General features: G+C 40.8%; 10 protein-coding genes and 1 pseudogene. 9 read left to right on the top strand and 2 right to left on the bottom strand.

Annotated features, from left to right (window positions below; genetic code table 11):
* The 6 genes from F909_RS20735 to F909_RS15460 all read left to right on the top strand — a co-directional run.
* Positions 1–1,995, top strand: a 1,995-nt coding sequence (locus tag F909_RS20735; protein ID WP_005146824.1) for a YadA-like family protein, incomplete at its 5' end; no start/stop codon positions are given.
* Between the two features lie 62 nt (positions 1,996–2,057).
* Entirely contained in the window at positions 2,058–2,852 is a 795-nt protein-coding gene (tpgA, locus tag F909_RS15440; protein WP_005146821.1) for a trimeric autotransporter adhesin/peptidogylcan-associated protein TpgA, read from the top strand.
* Between the two features lie 311 nt (positions 2,853–3,163).
* Positions 3,164–8,260, top strand: coding sequence for an ESPR-type extended signal peptide-containing protein (locus F909_RS15445; protein ID WP_005146817.1), 5,097 nt, complete (start codon positions 3,164–3,166; stop codon positions 8,258–8,260).
* 94 nt (positions 8,261–8,354) lie between these two features.
* Positions 8,355–8,714, top strand: a complete 360-nt coding sequence (gene bamE, locus F909_RS15450; protein ID WP_416202063.1) for an outer membrane protein assembly factor BamE domain-containing protein — start codon at positions 8,355–8,357, stop codon at positions 8,712–8,714.
* 199 nt (positions 8,715–8,913) lie between these two features.
* Entirely contained in the window at positions 8,914–9,639 is a 726-nt protein-coding gene (locus tag F909_RS15455) for a helix-turn-helix domain-containing protein (RefSeq protein WP_005146811.1), read from the top strand.
* A 20-nt stretch (positions 9,640–9,659) separates the two neighbouring features.
* Positions 9,660–10,550, top strand: coding sequence for a LysR family transcriptional regulator (locus F909_RS15460; RefSeq protein ID WP_005146810.1), 891 nt, complete (start codon positions 9,660–9,662; stop codon positions 10,548–10,550).
* Positions 10,551–10,701: 151 nt separating this feature from the next.
* Here the strand turns inward: F909_RS15460 and F909_RS15465 are convergent, their stop codons facing one another.
* A complete protein-coding gene (locus tag F909_RS15465; RefSeq protein ID WP_005146807.1) occupies positions 10,702–11,088 on the bottom strand; it encodes a carboxymuconolactone decarboxylase family protein in 387 nt (128 codons plus the stop codon).
* A 315-nt stretch (positions 11,089–11,403) separates the two neighbouring features.
* Here F909_RS15465 and F909_RS21730 point away from each other — a divergent pair.
* Both F909_RS21730 and F909_RS15470 read left to right on the top strand, forming a co-directional pair.
* Positions 11,404–11,472, top strand: a pseudogene (locus tag F909_RS21730) (hypothetical protein); the annotation flags it as partial.
* Between the two features lie 219 nt (positions 11,473–11,691).
* Entirely contained in the window at positions 11,692–12,891 is a 1,200-nt protein-coding gene (locus F909_RS15470) for a tyrosine-type recombinase/integrase (protein WP_005146803.1), read from the top strand.
* On the opposite strand, the gene F909_RS15475 is transcribed toward F909_RS15470, so the two are convergent.
* Entirely contained in the window at positions 12,884–13,105 is a 222-nt protein-coding gene (locus tag F909_RS15475) for a hypothetical protein (RefSeq protein WP_000541019.1), read from the bottom strand. The two genes, F909_RS15470 and F909_RS15475, sit on opposite strands and share 8 nt — an antisense overlap.
* Positions 13,106–13,326: 221 nt before the next feature.
* Between F909_RS15475 and F909_RS15480 the strand changes: the two genes are divergently transcribed.
* Complete coding sequence (locus F909_RS15480) at positions 13,327–14,223, top strand: hypothetical protein (protein WP_005146801.1); 897 nt, start codon at positions 13,327–13,329, stop codon at positions 14,221–14,223.
* The last annotated feature ends 2 nt before the right edge of the window (positions 14,224–14,225 follow it).

Raw genomic sequence — 14,225 nt, 5'->3', positions numbered from 1 at the left:
GTCAGCATTGATGGCACGACAGGCAAGATCAGCGGTGTCACAGATGGAACGATTGCAGCAGGTTCTAAAGAGGCTGTGAATGGCGGTCAATTACATGGTGCTGCGGACAGTGTGAAGAACGCAATTGGTGGAGAAACAGTGTTAAATCCAAATGGATCAATCACCACCACTAATGTTGGAAACACAGGTCAAAACAACATTCATGATGCGATTGACTCAGTCCGCGGCGCAGCCGTTGCAGCGAAAACCACAGTAACCGAAGGTGACAACATTGTTGTAACCGAGTCTAAAAATGCCGATGGAAGTACCAACTATGACGTTGCAACAGCCAAAGACGTGAAATTTGACAGCGTGACTGCAACAGATGAAGACGGCAACGAAACCGTACTCACTGCAACAGGAACTCAAGTCAAAGATGGCGAAGGTAATGAAGCAGAATACGGAGCGAAAGGCATCAAGCTCAAAGACCAAGAAGGAAAAGGCATTCAGCTGAATCAAGAAGGCTTGAGCTTTGTAGATGCCACAGGCGCGAACATTGGGCCAAGCATTACCGCAGGTGGTATTAATGCAGGCAATACCATCATTGGTGGTGTTGCAGCAGGACGCGTGGCAGCCGATTCACAAGATGCAATCAATGGAAGCCAATTACATGGTGTTGCCGATAGCGTGAAGAACATCATTGGTGGCAATACCACAGTAAATCCTGATGGTACGTTGAGTGGCAGCAACATTGGTGGCACAGGCAAAGACAACATCAACGATGCGATTGGTGCGGTTGGAAAAGCTGCTCAAGAAGCGAAATCGACAGTGAGTGAAGGCAAAAACATTGTTGTGAAGGAAAGCAAGAATGCGGATGGCAGCACGGACTATGAAGTTTCGACCTCACCAGATCTAGAGGTAGATAGCGTGACAGCTGGAGGTACCAAAGTTGATGGCAATGGACTCACCATTGAAGGAGGCCCAAGTGTCACCAAAGAAGGGATTGATGCAGGAGATAAGAAAGTTACAGGAGTAGCAGATGGTACGGTTGCCAAAGACTCGAAAGATGCAGTGAATGGCGGTCAGCTCAAAGGTGTTTCAGACAGTGTTGCAGGAGCGATTGGTGGCAAGACAACAGTCAATCCAGATGGAACCATTAAGACAGAGGATGTTGGAGGAACAGGACATAACAATATCAATGATGCGATTGCCTCAGTGAAGCAGGATGCTAAAGCTGCAAAAACTTCTGTCAGTAACAAAGATGGCAACATTAAGGTTAATGAAACGACAAAAGCAGATGGAAGCAAAGACTACGAGGTTGGCTTAGCCAAAGACATCAGTGTGGATAGTGTTACCGCGAAAGATGTGAATGCGAACCAAGTGAATGTTAGAGGTGACAAAGGCAGCACGACCATTACAGGTGGTGGCATTAGCATCACTGGACCGAAGGGAGAAGCGGGGCCAAGCATGACGACCGATGGCATTCATGCAGGCGGTAAGAAAGTGACGGGTGTCGCAGATGGGCGGATTGAGAAGGGTTCACAGGATGGCATCAATGGCGGACAACTGCATCGTTCTTATGAAAATGTAGGTGCGGCATTGGGCGGTGGAGCTGGTTATGATCCTGAGAAGGGATGGAAAGGTCCGACGTACAATGTTGCAGGTGGTACACATAACAATGTTGGAGATGCACTAGGGGCGATTGATGATCGTGTAACCAATCTCGGTGATCAAATGCAACAAGCATTCTATGACACCAACAAACGTATGGACAAAATGGAAGACAGAATGTCTGCAGGTATTGCTGCAACAGCTGCACTTGAGAACGCACCATTTATTCCAGGTAAATTGACTATGGCTGCTGGCGCTGCCTACTACAATGATCAAAGTGCGGTTGGTGTGACCTTCAGACGTACTGCAGACAATGGTCGTTGGTCACTTACAACGGGTGCTGCAATGGGCAGTGAAGGTAATAGCCCACTTGTTCGTATTGGTGTTAGTACAATCATTGACTAAACCTTTTAGGAGAGTCGAAAGGCTCTCCTTTTTCCCTTTACAATAATTAAGTGAGAATATATATGAATAAACTTCAAGCTTTTATGATGATTACACTTGCAGGTATTGCAATTAATAGCCAAGCCGAAGAAGAGGTACAAGCAGAAGTTGAATTAACACCATCCCAAGAGGTGACGTTTCCTGAAGTGGATAAGAGTTATCTTAAACTCGTCAAACGTTATGAATATAACGATGTCGCTCGTTTAGATACTGGCATGAATAAAGATCAATTTCGTCATATTTTGGGTAATCCGCAATTTAGTGAAGGCATATTTGCGGTAAAAACTTGGAATTACGTTTTGGATATTCGCGTACCAAATACCCAGGATTATAAGCGTTGTCAGTTACGTATTGATTATGACAAAAAATATATTGCTGAACGTTTATCATGGAAAGGAGAAGAGTGTCAGGGATTAATGGCGTGGGGAGCAAATAATGTTGTTCCTGCAGTACCAATACAAACAACTGCACAAAATGCAACAGTCTTCTTTGCATTTGATCGTTCTGATGCAAATTCAATAGAGTCAAGTTCTACTAATCTTGCGAATGTCGTTGGATCAATTCAACAGTCAAAAAATCCTGTAGTCATTTCGGGTTACGCTGATCGGCTCGGTAAGTTTGCTTATAATCAAGATCTATCATCACGTCGAGCCAATACAGTTGCCAAGTTATTGGCACAGCAGGGAGTAGATCCTGCACGGATTCAGTTGCAAGTCAGTGGTGGGACTAGTCTATATCAAGAGTGCTCTGGTCAATCTAGAAATGTACAAGTTGTACAATGTCTAGCTCCAAATCGGAGAGTGAATATTCAATGGTAATTTAAAGTAGATAGAGAGCCAGTTTTATTTATATACTGGCTTTTTTTATTTGATTAATACGTAATTTAGTATTTTTTAAAGTGGTATTTTAATTAGAATATTTTTATAATTTGTAGGTGTTGTTGGTTTTTAATGGCCTAATATGTTTTATTTTAAAATTCTTTTGGTTTTATAATGTTTTTATAAATAATAATTTGCTTCTTTTTTGTTATGAATAATCTGTATTGTTAATTTTTATACTCAATTGTTAAATTTATTTTATTAATTTTATCTAGATTTAATGTTTCTTGATTATAAGAAAGGATTAGATTATGAATAAAATTTACCGATTGGTTTGGAATAAAAGTTTAAATTTATGGATGGTTGTTTCAGAAATTGCGCGAGGCTCTTGTAAGAAACGTAATATAACAGTTTCATTTCCCCAAAAAACAAATGTTGAAAAAAATCAGAATATAGAATCTGTAAGTTTTAAAGTTGCAACCTTACCCCAAGCATTTCAGATTTTAGGTATAACAGTACTATTATCGCTCAGTTTTGTGATAAGCAGTTCAGCTTATGCAGCAACTTACACGGGTTCACAAACTTGTAGTGCGGGTGCAGGTGTAGGGCCTGATAGCATAAATAGACCAACTGACACTAATCCTGTAAATGGTAGTGGTACTTGGAGTAATGTCGTCGGATGTAATGCGAAGGGAAATAACCATCTTGGTGTTCAAGTTGTTGGAGCATATGCTTCAGCGACAGGTGCTGGAGCAACTGTCATGGGTTTTGGGTCTGAGGCAACAACACGAGCTACCGCATATGGCATGCAAGCTCAAGCATCGGGGACACAATCGACAGCAGTTGGATCTTGGGCACAAGCGAGCGGAGTGGGTAGTGTTGCAATGGGTACTGATGGGCTCTCAAATAGTCGTAATTCGGGAGCAAGAGCTTCAGGAAATCAGGCTGTAGCAATCGCAGGGCGAGCCATTGCAGCAGGAGATCAGTCTATCGCAATTGGGCATAACTCTAATGCGAATGGTGATGGTGATATTGCGCTTGGTCGAGATGCTTCTGCTAAAGGAGTGACTGAGAAGGGAACAATTTATACGGCAACGGCTTTAGGTGCGAGTGCTCAGGCTGAAGGTAAGAATACAACAGCAGTTGGACAAAAAAGCAAAGCAACTAAACTGGGTGCATCGGCTTTAGGTGGGCTAGCCGAAGCGACTGCAGAATATAGTAGTGCTTTAGGTAATGGTGCCAAAGCAACCGCTAATTTTGCGACGGCGACAGGTAATCAGGCAAATGCATCAGCTGTTGGTGCAACGGTCGCAGGTTCAAATTCTGTTGCAAGTGGTGAATTATCCAGTGGTTTTGGTGCACTTGTGCAAGCCACAGGAAATAAATCTACAGCAGTGGGTACCAGTGCCCGATCTAAAGGCGCGTCTTCAGTTGCTGTTGGAGACAACTCGCAAGCACAAGGTGATAACGATATTGCACTGGGTCGTAATGCCGCTACAGCCAGTGGAGGAAGCAATAACATTGCCGTTGGTAATGGAGTTACCACAGGAAGTACAGGCCAGAACGTTGCGATGGGTTCAGGGACCACCACAGCCAATGCAGGCACAGCGGATGGAGGTGCGGTTGCAATAGGACGTGATCAAAAAGCAGCAGGTGATGGTGCGGTTGCGATTGGTGATCCCAACAATGCCAATGGTAATGGTGCAGTTGCTGTGGGTCGTAATAATACCGCTGCGGGCAATGATGCGGCTTCAACCGCTGCAGATGGTGCAGTTGCATTGGGTAACGAAAACAAAGCCATTGGTCAGGGATCAGTTGCACTCGGTAATCGATCCACTGCGGCAGCCGCAGGTGCGATTGCACTCGGTGATGCAGCCAATGCACAGGCATCAAGAGGCATTGCACTGGGTTCGAATGCGGTAGCAACCAATGCCGAAGATGTTGCATTAGGTGCAGGGAGCCAAACCAGTACGGCAACAGGCGCAGCGTATCGAACAGGCACAGCAGCCCCCGCTTCTGTGGTATCAGTCGGTACAGCAGGCAATGAAAGACGTATCCAGAACTTATCAGATGGTGCAGCCGATACAGATGCCGTCAACGTCCGCCAATTAAAAAATGTTCAGGATGGCGTTGACCAACTGGGTGAAAGTACAGCGGATGCTTTGGGTGGAGGTTCAAGCTATGACCCTGCAACAGGTGCTGTGACTGCTCCGAACTACAATGTAAATGGCAATACCGTGAACAATGTAGGTGATGCGATTACAGCCTTAGATAAAGGTTGGACACTACAAAGTAATGGAGAAAACGCTGGTGCTGTCAAAGCTGGTGATACGGTTGATATTGGTACAGCGGATGGCGAAGAAAACTTAAAAGTCGCGAAAGAAGGCAACGACATCAAGTACAGCCTGAACCGTGACTTGAAAGTGGATAGCGTCACTGCAGGTGATACCGTGATCAACAATGATGGCATGGCCATCTCAGGTGGTCCAAGTGTCACTAAATCAGGTATCGATGCTGCTGGCAATAAAGTCACGAACGTTGCGGATGGAACTGAAGCCAGTGATGCAGTGAATAAAGGCCAATTGGATAAAGCAGGACAGGACTTAACCGATAAAGGCTTTGGCTTAACCGCGCAAGATGGCATCACTGTTCAGAAGAAACTGGGTGAAGCGGTTGATGTTGTAGGTGCAGATGAGAACATCACTACCAAGGTCCAAGACGGAAAAGTAGCAATTGAACTTGCCAAAGATTTGAATGTGAACAGTGTTAAGGCAGGTGATACCGTAATCAACAATGATGGTTTAACCATTGCCAACGGTCCAAGTGTCACTAAATCAGGTATCGATGCTGCTGGCAATAAAGTTACTAACGTTGCAGACGGAACTGAAGCCAGTGATGCAGTGAATAAAGGCCAGTTAGATAAAGCAGGACAGGACTTAACAGATAAAGGCTTTGGCTTAACTGCGCAAGATGGCAGCACCGTTCAGAAGAAACTGGGTGAAGCAGTTGATGTTGTGGGTGCAGATGAGAACATCACTACCAAGGTACAAGACGGAAAAGTCGCAATTGAACTTACTAAAGATCTGAAAGTGGATAGCGTCACTGCAGGCGATACCGTAATCAACAATGATGGTATGAGCATTGTTGGTGGCCCAAGCGTAACTAAGACTGGTATTGATGCTGCAGGAAACAAGATCAGTAATGTGGCAGCAGGTACAGAAGGTACCGATGCTGTGAATAAAGACCAGTTAGACAATGCAGCAGCAGCATCGAAAACCGAAGTCACCGAGGGTAAGAATATTACTGTAACCAAGACGACAGGGGATGATGGACAAGACATCTACAATGTTGCAACCGCAGACGACGTTGAGTTTAACAATGTCAAAGTGGGTGATGTCAGCATTGATGGCACGACAGGCAAGATCAGCGGTGTCACAGATGGAACGATTGCAGCAGGTTCTAAAGAGGCTGTGAATGGCGGTCAATTACATGGTGCTGCGGACAGTGTGAAGAACGCAATTGGTGGAGAAACAGTGTTAAATCCAAATGGATCAATCACCACCACTAATGTTGGAAACACAGGTCAAAACAACATTCATGATGCGATTGACTCAGTCCGCGGCGCAGCCGTTGCAGCGAAAACCACAGTAACCGAAGGTGACAACATTGTTGTAACCGAGTCTAAAAATGCCGATGGAAGTACCAACTATGACGTTGCAACAGCCAAAGACGTGAAATTTGACAGCGTGACTGCAACAGATGAAGACGGCAACGAAACCGTACTCACTGCAACAGGAACTCAAGTCAAAGATGGCGAAGGTAATGAAGCAGAATACGGAGCGAAAGGCATCAAGCTCAAAGACCAAGAAGGAAAAGGCATTCAGCTGAATCAAGAAGGCTTGAGCTTTGTAGATGCCACAGGCGCGAACATTGGGCCAAGCATTACCGCAGGTGGTATTAATGCAGGCAATACCATCATTGGTGGTGTTGCAGCAGGACGCGTGGCAGCCGATTCACAAGATGCAATCAATGGAAGCCAATTACATGGTGTTGCCGATAGCGTGAAGAACATCATTGGTGGCAATACCACAGTAAATCCTGATGGTACGTTGAGTGGCAGCAACATTGGTGGCACAGGCAAAGACAACATCAACGATGCGATTGGTGCGGTTGGAAAAGCTGCTCAAGAAGCGAAATCGACAGTGAGTGAAGGCAAAAACATTGTTGTGAAGGAAAGCAAGAATGCGGATGGCAGCACGGACTATGAAGTTTCGACCTCACCAGATCTAGAGGTAGATAGCGTGACAGCTGGAGGTACCAAAGTTGATGGCAATGGACTCACCATTGAAGGAGGCCCAAGTGTCACCAAAGAAGGGATTGATGCAGGAGATAAGAAAGTTACAGGAGTAGCAGATGGTACGGTTGCCAAAGACTCGAAAGATGCAGTGAATGGCGGTCAGCTCAAAGGTGTTTCAGACAGTGTTGCAGGAGCGATTGGTGGCAAGACAACAGTCAATCCAGATGGAACCATTAAGACAGAGGATGTTGGAGGAACAGGACATAACAATATCAATGATGCGATTGCCTCAGTGAAGCAGGATGCTAAAGCTGCAAAAACTTCTGTCAGTAACAAAGATGGCAACATTAAGGTTAATGAAACGACAAAAGCAGATGGAAGCAAAGACTACGAGGTTGGCTTAGCCAAAGACATCAGTGTGGATAGTGTTACCGCGAAAGATGTGAATGCGAACCAAGTGAATGTTAGAGGTGACAAAGGCAGCACGACCATTACAGGTGGTGGCATTAGCATCACTGGACCGAAGGGAGAAGCGGGGCCAAGCATGACGACCGATGGCATTCATGCAGGCGGTAAGAAAGTGACGGGTGTCGCAGATGGGCGGATTGAGAAGGGTTCACAGGATGGCATCAATGGCGGACAACTGCATCGTTCTTATGAAAATGTAGGTGCGGCATTAGGCGGTGGAGCTGGTTATGATCCTGAAAAGGGATGGAAAGGTCCGACGTACAATGTTGCGGGAGGGAATTATAACAACGTTGGGGATGCGCTAGGCGCGTTAAATCAAGCCGACCAGGCACTTGATAATCGCATCACTAATCTTGGTGATCAGATGCAACAGGCTTTTTATGATACCAATCGTAGAATTGATGATGTTGAGAAAAAAGCCAATGCGGGTGTAGCTGCTGCAATTGCATTAGAAGCAGCGCCTTTTGTCGCGGGTAAATATACCTATGCGGTTGGCGCTGCTTATCACGGTGGAGAAAATGCATTTGGTGCGACGCTACGTAAGACAGCAGATAACGGACGCTGGTCATTGACTGGTGGCATTGCAGCTGCCTCACAAGGCGACCCAAGTTTCCGTCTTGGCCTGAGTGGTGTAATTGATTAATTGAATAAGTTTTGGGGGGAGTCGAAAGGTTCTTCTATTCCCTCAATGATAATGAAGTGAGAACAAATCCATGAATAGGATCATATCGTTAATGATGGTTTTTGTCATCAGTAGTGTTCTGCAAAACCAAGTGAATGCGGAAGTACAACATTCTCAGGAAATCGAGTTCCCAGAACTCAATAAAAGCTATTTGAAATTGGTAAAACGTTATGAATACAACAATGTTGCTCGTTTAGATACTGGACTGAATAAAGACCAGATACGTCATATTTTGGGTAATCCACATTTTAAGGAAGGTGTGATGGGCGTTAAAACATGGAATTATGTATTGGATATTCGTATAGCCGATACGCAGCAGTATAAACGCTGTCAGCTACGTATTGATTTTAATCAAAAATATATTGTAGAACGTCTTGTCTGGAAAGATGATAGCTGCCAAGAAATCGCTGTTTAGGTTCTAATCAAGGCATCATCAATTAGGAACTATGCTTTCAGAGTTTATGTAAATTTTTTAGGTTAATTAAACATATAAGGCTATTGTTTGGTTTTTATGTTTAATTTTCCTAAAATGATTATTTAAAAGATATAAAGTGTTAAAAAAACAATACTGAATTTTGCTAAGCTTTTAAAAGCTGACAGATGAGATGAATAATATGTTTCATACTTTTTCACATTGTGAAAAAAATATAAAACTGCATATTATTGAAGTCGGAAATAAAGATATAAAACATGCGGTTATTTTTTTTCTTTTGGATGTCGATAAATTTTTCTCTCTCATAGATAATTTATCTTCATATGATTTTAGAATTATCCTTATTTATAAATGTGAGGTAGTCGGTCAAGACTTTTTACTACATGATTTTTTGAATGGTATGAAATATTTGATTGATTATCTTGATGTTGAAAATACACAGTGCATACTCGATTCAGCAATAGATGATATTTATAAAGACCCTTTATATTCAAGTGATTTATTTAATTCTATAACATTTTACAAGAAATTTGATGAGCTTTGTTTAGACGCCTTTTTGGCATCTTATGCATATTGGAACAAAGGAGGTGCTGATTTTATCGAAAAAGTGAATAATCAAATTAATAGTATTTTATCTGAGGGAGAACCCTATCTCACAAAGGTTGCAAAAAAAATGCGGCTCACACCAAGAGTATTGTCTAAAAAAATAAAAAATGAGGGTGAAGAGTTTAAATTGCTGGTCAAGCAAAACAGACACGAGAAAGCATTAGCTTTATTAAAAAAAGAAAATGTGAGGTTGTCTGATATCGCATATACGTTGGGCTATACAGAGCATAGTGCATTTACACGTGCATTTAAGAGTTGGGCAGGATGTTCCCCGTGTCAGTTTAGGAAACATTTAAAATAATTCAATGGAGATGTAAAGTTTTGGATATCAGGGATTTAAAAACTTTTATATATGTAGTTGATCATCAGTCCATTACAATTGCTTCCAAAAAACTGGGTGTGAATCAATCTACCGTCACGAAACGCATTGGTCATATGGAAGGGGCTGTTAAGGGCGTATTATTTAATCGAAAGACGAGACCCTTACAATTAACAAGCTTAGGCAAGAAAGTTTATTTAAAAAGTTGCTTTATTTTAAAACAACTGGAATCACTCAAAAACTTTCATATTGAGAATGGCGAGATCATTAAAAAGCATATTAAAATTGGCATTGCTCAAACCTTTATTGATGATATTTTGGATTACGTCATCTATAAGTCGCAAAAACTGAGTCCATATTATGAAATTGATATTTATAGTGGCTGGGGATGTAGTTTAGTTCAACAGGTCTATGAGGGCGAAATAGATTTAGCCGCCTTGATGATTCCATCTAATCTTGGTTTAACAACCAATATTTCATTCTTCGAAGTCGGTACGCTTCCTTTGGTCATCATTGCCAAGAAAGGTGATGCTTGTAAATACCAGAGTCTGGAAATGTGCAGTAAAAGAGGGTGGGTATTGCATCCAGATGGCTGCTGTTTTAGAGAAGGCTTAGCTAAAACCTTGTATGAAAGAAAGCTGGGTTTTTATATTAATAAAGAACTTTTTGGCGTAGAGCTTCAATTACAAAGTATTTTAGATGGAGATGGTCTCGGTCTCTATCCGAAATCGTTCTTTGATCAATCTACCTTGGACAAAAAAGGCTTGGAGATTGTTGAGTTAAAAGATTTTTCACTCTCTTTACAGGTCGGAATTGTCAAAGCACAGCATGTAGGTATGGATGAAACCAATGCTTTTATCGAAGTGGTGAAAAATCACTATTTTAGTCATTAAACATTGCCATATTCTTTTTGCCGTTTGATTTGTTCGTTCAAGGAGGATTATTTGCATCAAACCGATAAAATCCTTCTCTTTAGTTAGGGCTTTTTATCGGCTTGGTTCTGTCTCGTTACAATCTCAGTGGTGTTTTACAAATGACGGTGGTTTAGAGATCTTTCTGATATTCAGTAATGACTTCAAGTGCAGCACGAAAGGCTTCCTGAGTTGCTGGTGCGCCACAATAAGGAAGGCTATGAAGTAGAACTTCTTGGATTTCTTCAACACTCGCCCCATTATTTAATGCACCGCGGATATGTCCTTTGAGTTCGGTTGGGCTTTTCTGTGCAGTTAAAAATGCGATGGTAATCAGTGAGCGATATTTGCGAGGCAACACACCTTCACGTTGCCATGTCGAACCCCAAGCATGTTCATTGATCCAGTCTTGCAAAGGCTGAGTAAAAGGTACGGTATTGTCTTGAGCACGTTTTACAAAAGACTCTCCCATGACTTCCGTACGAACTTTTAAACCATTTTCATAATCTTGTTGTGACATATTTTTACTCTTGTAGTTGTGAAAAAAGATTGGGTGTGTTCATCGACGTAACTTCATCCTAACTCAATTAGTCTATGAGCTAAAGTCATAGAGACTGACTGTAATGTTCTCTCTTTTTAATGATCGATGTTATTTTGAAAAGGCTTTGTTTATACATTTTTGAGTAGAGGGAGCGTCGAAATTGTGGATAAATGAAGACATATCAACAGCGGATAAATCTGCTACAATTGCGCCAATTTTAAATTCTTTCGCACGCCATCTGTTCTTGCCATTGTTTGCAGATACACATGGGTGCACAAATTGTAGATTTTTAGCATGTTTAAAGATGAATTAGCGGCACAGGTTGCCCAGCGTCGCACCTTTGCGATTATTTCCCACCCAAATATTTGATATCTATTCAAGCTCATTCAACCTATTTCAAATATAATAATAAAATCATTGTAAGTGCTGTAAAAATATAAAAATATTGCTATTCTTTATCTGACATATCTTTCAACCCCGTTCAATAGATTTCAAGTCTAGTCAGTATGTTTGTGTACATATGTGTGTACATATTTTCTAGAATTAGCTACTTGAAAAAAATATGTACACAGGTGGAGTAAAATGCCTTTAACAGATACTTGGCTGAAGAAGAATCTAGATCGTGAACGTCCAGCTATACATACAGAGCCTGATCAAGATGGATTGAGCGTTCGTGTATCGCAAAAAGGAAAGCTCACTTTTCAGATGCGTTTTCGATATAACGATAAGCAAGCTCGTTTAGACTTGGGAACCTATCCAAATATGAGCCTTAAAGAAGCTCGTATTGAATTGCAGAAAATGAAAGCAATTTTAGAAAAGGGACATGACCCACGTATTCATAAAAAAGTAGAGCTTCACAAGATCACAGAGGCTATAACTTTTGAAGCGTTATTTCGTGAGTGGCATGCGAAATATAGTATTCCTAATAAAAAGAATGCAGATCAATATTTGAGATCATTTGAACTTTATGTTTTCCCAAAGTTAGGTAGCATACCTGCTGAGCAAATCACATTACATATGTGGTTAGATTTACTAGAAGAGCAATTTAAACAGTCACCATCGATAACTGATCGCATTCTTACGAATACAAAGCAGTGTTTGGATTGGGGGATCAATCGAAAATTAATTGAGCAAAACCCCATAAGACATATCACTGGAAAACGTGACTTGAATATTAAGAAAAATAAAACTGTTCGAGTATTACAAGATGATGAGTTATCTTTAATTTTTAAAATTTGTGATGAGTCTAGAACATCATTAAGGAATGTTTTATTTCTCAAGTTATGTTTGTTTTATGGTAATCGATATAGTGAGTTGAGGCTTGCACGGAAATCAGATTTTGATTTTAGTAAAAATACATGGACAGTACCGTATGAAAATCATAAGACAGGAGAAAGTAAAGGGGACATTGTTCGACCTATTATTGATGAGATCAAACCGTGGCTTCAGTCTGCAATGGATTTGAGTAATTTTGAATACATTTTCCCACATGAAAATGGCAAAGAGCCTATGGGGCGTAGTGGGCCAACAGATACCCCTTATAACTTCATGCAATTTGCAAGGAAGAATTATAAAATTGAAATGGAACATTGGTCTATGCATGATTTACGGCGTACAGCAAGGACAAATTTCAGTGCGTTTACGAGTAGGGATGTTGCGGAACTGATGGTTGGTCATGTGATGTCTGGGGAACAGGGGACATATGACTATTATGATTATCAAAAAGAGATGTCGAAAGCTTATAAAAAATGGTGGAAAAAGTTAAGTAATCTGTCTAGCTAGACAGATTACTCATTTGGTTGTTATTGAAATATTTGAGTAGCCATTCATTAAACATTTCTTCATCCCAAAGACTAGAAGAGCCAGCACATTTTTTAATAGGTTGTGGCATCGGTTGTTCGAACATTTTTTGATTAGGTTGTTGGTAACGCCATAATGTTGAAGGAGAGCAATTTTTAAGTTTGTGGCGAATTTCTTTAGATGTTAAGTAGCCCATACCTTTGATCCTTTTGTAGTCATAACAATTAGATGAAAGAACTAATTTCTAGCTTTAAATACAGGTCAGAGAGCAACGCGTATTTTTAAGTCATTAGTTCTGTTTGTTGATGAGGTCACTATAAAATTTAGAAAAGGATTAAAGTAGATCAGTACTCATGTATAAAAGAATTTTAGCATTATCCTGTTATAATATTTTGTAATATAAGGGATTAAATAATTATGGATTCGAAAATAATTTCAGATCTAGCGTTGCTCGAACAGAACATTCTTGAGAATTTCTGTTACTACTATCAGTGTGATTTAGAGGCAGAATTGGGAAATCCATTATATGCAGCAATGACAGACAAAATCATGCTCCGTATGAAAGAAAATGATTTTCGACTCAGTGAGCAAGCATTAAGTCTGATAGAGGGGAGTGATGATATTAAATTGATTCCTTTCAAGCCAGACCAAGTTTTTGAACTTCTAGTACAGATCAATAGCTTAAGAGAAGATATGGAGCAGTTGAAAAAGAGGCTCCAAAAAAAATGTTACTCAAATATTTTAATGACGTATGTTGATGTATTGGGAGGGAGGATATATTTAATTTACAATACGGCTCTTGAAAGGCAAGCTAAAACAACAAAAGCAGCAATAGAAAAACATACAAAAAGCTTGTACCCAAGACGAGAAATAATATGCAGAGTCTTACGTGAGCAGGTAGTTCAACGTGGTCGTAAATGGGATAATCCAACTCAGGCGGTTACATCAATTATTCCTATATTGATCAAAGAATTTGAAAAAGATGATGTCATTTGGATCAAGTCTAAAATTACTCGCATGCAGAATGAGCTTCAAAAACTTGAACAAGATGATGTCCCTATGTTTGAATCACGGTCAGATAATTTAATAAAACGTAAAAAAGCATCATCTACTGTAAAAGCTAAAAAAATCAATAAAATCCAAGTTGAAATTAAAAAACTAGAAAGTATTCTTCATTCTAAAAATCCTTCACTTAAGCTGAAGGATTTGAATTATAAAATGCCATATAACAACACTGCTTATTTAGATGAAACGATCATCCATTGGTTGAGGGGACAACCTGAAATATTGAAGGAAATATTGAATTCAATTTAAGC

This window comes from Acinetobacter sp. ANC 3929 (assembly GCF_000369405.1).
Taxonomy (GTDB): domain Bacteria; phylum Pseudomonadota; class Gammaproteobacteria; order Pseudomonadales; family Moraxellaceae; genus Acinetobacter.
The sequence above is the reverse complement of the archived record's forward strand: the minus strand, read 5'-3'. Positions and strand labels throughout refer to the sequence as shown.